This window comes from Viridibacterium curvum (genome assembly GCF_039544165.1).
Classification (GTDB): domain Bacteria; phylum Pseudomonadota; class Gammaproteobacteria; order Burkholderiales; family Rhodocyclaceae; genus Viridibacterium; species Viridibacterium curvum.
This window is the reverse complement of the sequence record NZ_BAABLD010000024.1, coordinates 1-3,718: the sequence shown is the minus strand read 5'-3', so window position 1 is coordinate 3,718 and position 3,718 is coordinate 1. Positions and strand designations below refer to the sequence as shown.

Genomic DNA, 3,718 nt, shown 5'->3' with positions numbered 1-3,718 from the left:
GTCAGTCGCGGCTAACCAATCGGTCAACGGGACAGCCTGCAAGCTGCGCTTGCAGGTACCCTCCGCGCTTCGCGCTCCGGCTGCCCCTTACCTCAAACGTTAGATGCTAGAACTCAAAAGTTTCCGATTCGACTATCAACGCTCGGCAGATGAGGCCGCGCGGTCCCTCAGTCATGAGATTGAACAATCCGAACAAAATGACATCGAGGCTGTGATAACACCCGAGGCGGTTAAGCTAGTTCCCGTCTCTCCGTGGTGGGAGAGAAGAAATATCACCCCCGTGTTCGTAGCAAAATTTGAAAGAACAGCGGCGGGTTGCACTCTGGTTGGAAGGTTTCGACCGGCCTGGATTGATCTAGCGTTTATGGCTTTCTTCTATTGCTTCTTTTTCTTCATGTTCGCTGAAGAAGGTGAGATCCTTTTTACCATTGGATTTCTTGGCCTCTCAGCCTTTGTCTTTTTCATGCTCTGGGCAACTCAATCCAACAAAAGAAAGAACATCCTTAATGCGATTGCACGAAGCATCTAACCCTACAGTCAAGCGGACCGCCTGCAAGCTGCGCTTGCAGGTTCCCTCCGCGCTAGCGCGCTCCGGCGTCCGCTTACTTCCACGTTAGACGCTTAAGCATGGCAACGATCAAAATTGTCTCCCTACCTCCAGGTGCCGCACCAGAGGATGTTCGACTCTCGTGGATAGGGCTAAAGCTAGACGTTGCACACGGAATAAGTGCACCACAAACCTACGACGTTGCAAGTATTCATACTCGCTTTGATGGCTGGTTTAGAAGAATCGCACTCTGCCTCCGCATCTTTCGTCCTCCTATGGAAAAAATGCTTGGTTTTCCTGTCGAGGCTATGCCTGCTATCTGGGCGCTTGAGCAGGCAGGCCATAAATCCGCAGCCATGTGGTGGTGCGAAAACACACCTCACCTCTTGAAGCCGGGGCAAACTCTTATCTTTCCGAGCTCGTGCTGCCAGCTAATCCAAAATGAGTCACAACGCGTCTAACCATTCCGTCGAGAGGGACCGCCCACAAGCTGCGCTTGTGGGTTCCCTTCGCGGCTTCGCCGCTACGGCGGCCCCTCACGTCAAACGTTAGACCGCACACCATGAGCACCATCTATCGGTTCATCGAAGATCCTGCGGCTACGAGCTCTGTGCGCCAGTGGTTCAAAGCTTTGCCCGTGCCTCCAGAAGAAACCGAGACTGATCGAGCTATCGTTCTTTACTTTCGTGCCTTCGGCCAGCTTGCATACACCGCAGCTGGCGCGATTGACCCCAAAGCCTCACCCGTTGTAATGCTCTATCTGCCACGTGAACTACGTGGAGCATTGTGGTCTGTCGGCGAAGTTCACTTTCTCCCGTCAGCATTGAAAGCAAGTTTCCCCGAGCTACACAAAATCAATACGGCATTCGCCAAGTGGTTGCGGCAATTCGAGACTGTGTTCTCAAACAAGCCTGGTGGGCCGAGCGACTGGAATTACTATCTTGAAGGCTCTGTGAAGAACTACGACCCACCGGTTTTCGGTCTTCCGAGCGGCTACCACGCCATTCAAAATGGTCAGTACTTCATCTCTGACGGAGAGAGCGATGCAGTCGTTGATAGAGTGTGTTCGTCTCTCAGACTTCGCGGGGTTGATTGTGCGTAATCGGTCTAACACTACAGTCGAGCGGGACAGCCACAAGCTGCGCTTGTGGTTCCCTCCGCTTCGCTCCGGCAGCCCCTCACTTCCACGTTCGGCATCCTCAAGGTAAGCCCCATGGTCGAGCAGCGATCGCAACGAAATCTTCCTGCCCCACATCTTGAGGGAATTGGAGCAGTGACTGTTGCTTGGTCGCACATGGAGGCCAACCTAAGCAATGTGATCATGAACTTGGGAGGTATAAATTCTCATGTCTGCCAAGCGCTGACGATTGATGCTGGTAGTCAACTGCTTATTAATTCGATACAGATCTCGGTCACAGAGTTCTGCACTGATGCTGGTTTAGTTGCACAGTGGAACAAGCTTCTGGAAGAAATTCAGGCCGTAAGGAGTGAGAGAAACTCAATTGTTCACGGCCAATGGATGTGGCGTTATGAGCATCCCGATATTTATTCTGTTGTGGTTTGTGATTTGTCTGCAAAAGGTCCCAAGTTAACGATGAGCAGCTTGAACCGCACGCCTGAAAGCCTTCGCTCGTTGGCAAATGACACCTTTGACCTCATTGATGAGATGCAACAGCTTGTCGTGAAGACTATCCCTGCTCTGCGAGAACCCCTTAAATCTGTGCCCAGAGGGATTCAGGTTGTCAATGTAGCTCCGGGCAAAAAGATGCGGAAGCCACTGTTCCAACGAAAACGTAACGGTGACTCTGCATAAACCATGTCTGCCTACCACGAGACGCCGAACAATTCCGTCGAGAGGGACCGCCCACAAGCTGCGCTTGTGGGTTCCCTTCGCGGCTTTGCCGCTACGGCGGCCCCTCACGTCAAACGTTAGAGGTTCGCATGAGTTACACCATTGATCTCATCGTTAGCGATCTTCCTAGCTCGAATGACGAAGTGTGGAAAGCCATCGAGGCTTTGCGAGCCGTCTATTACGAAGACAAGAGAGAGAAATCTCCAAAGCTTTTGCAACTGCACGAAGTCCTTACAGAAAAATATCCGTGCCTATCAAGCTACGAAGACGATGAAGATGATGATGAATGCCCTTGGGCGGATGGTCCTATGTTGAACAACTTCGCTCACGAGATGGGAATGCTCGCTATCAGTTTCTCAAGAGCCGATGAAGTTGTTCCTTATGTCGTCCAAAAAGCCAATGCGCTGGGTATCGTCGTTGCGGATGGTCAGTCTGGAAAAGTTTATCGTCCTCAGCAGGCAGCTTCTGTGCAAGCCACGCCTCAGCCGACGTCAACAAAAGCATGGTGGAAATTTTGGCAGTAACCTCTAACTCTGCAATCGAGAGGGACGTCCGCAAGCTGGCGCTTGCGGTTCCCTCCGCCTTCGGCTCCGGCCGCCCCTCATCTCCACGTTAGACACTCAGTCATGCTCACTAAAGCACGTGCATTCGCTGTTCAAGCCCACGGAGATCAGAAGTATGGTGATAGGCCTTACTCCTTTCACCTTGATATGGTCGCGAACAACCTCGCAGCGTATGGAGAACAGGCACAAGTCATAGGGTATCTACACGACGTCGTTGAAGACACGAGCGTGACGAAGGACAAAATCGAGGAAGAGTTCGGCTCTTTGGTCGCTGAGTGTGTAGGTTTGCTAACCGATGAACCAGGCGCAAACAGAAAAGAACGAAAAGCCAAAACCTACGAAAAGCTGTCGCGTGTATCGGGGCAATCCGAGTTGGCTCTTGTCGTTAAAGTTGCTGACCGTCTAGCTAACGTCACAGCATGCGTAGCCGATGGCAAACGCTCGTTGTGGGAGGTCTATTTGAGCGAACAAGCAGCGTTCAAAAAAGCTGCATATCGCGCAGGCCTCTGTGACCAATTGTGGGCTGACCTAGAGTCCCAACTTCAGGAGGGTGCCCTTGATCGCCGTGTCTAACCCTACAGTCAAGCGGACCGCCACAAGCTGCGCTTGTGGTTCCCTCCGCGCTTCGCGCTCCGGCGTCCGCTTACTTCCACGTTAGCCGCTCGTTTCGTTGCGGGCCTCTCGCTACGGTCTGCCCGGAGAGGCAATACTGGTGCGGCTCTTCAGGCAGCATTTTTCAAGGCCCTCTTCCGCACT

5 protein-coding genes are annotated in these 3,718 nt (G+C 52.6%); all 5 read left to right on the top strand.

Going from position 1 to position 3,718, the window contains the following annotated elements:
- The first annotated feature begins 103 nt into the window (after positions 1-103).
- The 5 genes from ABEA02_RS19940 to ABEA02_RS19920 all read left to right on the top strand — a co-directional run bounded on the left by ABEA02_RS19940 (position 104) and on the right by ABEA02_RS19920 (position 3,535).
- Positions 104-529: a hypothetical protein gene (locus ABEA02_RS19940; protein ID WP_345534910.1), complete on the top strand. Its 426-nt coding sequence runs from the start codon at positions 104-106 to the stop codon at positions 527-529.
- 580 nt (positions 530-1,109) lie between these two features.
- On the top strand, positions 1,110-1,649 hold the full coding sequence (locus ABEA02_RS19935; protein WP_345534909.1) for a hypothetical protein: 540 nt from the start codon (positions 1,110-1,112) through the stop codon (positions 1,647-1,649).
- Between the two features lie 111 nt (positions 1,650-1,760).
- Complete coding sequence (locus ABEA02_RS19930) at positions 1,761-2,360, top strand: hypothetical protein (protein ID WP_345534908.1); 600 nt, start codon at positions 1,761-1,763, stop codon at positions 2,358-2,360.
- Positions 2,361-2,488: 128 nt separating this feature from the next.
- Entirely contained in the window at positions 2,489-2,923 is a 435-nt protein-coding gene (locus tag ABEA02_RS19925; protein ID WP_345534907.1) for a hypothetical protein, read from the top strand.
- 102 nt (positions 2,924-3,025) lie between these two features.
- Positions 3,026-3,535 carry an HD domain-containing protein gene (locus ABEA02_RS19920; RefSeq protein ID WP_345534906.1) on the top strand — a complete coding sequence of 170 codons (510 nt, stop codon included), beginning with the start codon at positions 3,026-3,028 and terminating at the stop codon, positions 3,533-3,535.
- Positions 3,536-3,718 lie beyond the last annotated feature (183 nt).

Bases quoted from the DNA above. Each gene is read 5' to 3' on its own strand.
- ABEA02_RS19940 (WP_345534910.1), top strand. From the start codon at position 104: ATGCTAGAACTCAAAAGTTTCCGATTCGACTATCAACGCTCGGCAGAT.
- ABEA02_RS19935 (WP_345534909.1), top strand. From the start codon at position 1,110: ATGAGCACCATCTATCGGTTCATCGAAGATCCTGCGGCTACGAGCTCT.
- ABEA02_RS19930 (WP_345534908.1), top strand. From the start codon at position 1,761: ATGGTCGAGCAGCGATCGCAACGAAATCTTCCTGCCCCACATCTTGAG.
- ABEA02_RS19925 (WP_345534907.1), top strand. From the start codon at position 2,489: ATGAGTTACACCATTGATCTCATCGTTAGCGATCTTCCTAGCTCGAAT.
- ABEA02_RS19920 (WP_345534906.1), top strand. From the start codon at position 3,026: ATGCTCACTAAAGCACGTGCATTCGCTGTTCAAGCCCACGGAGATCAG.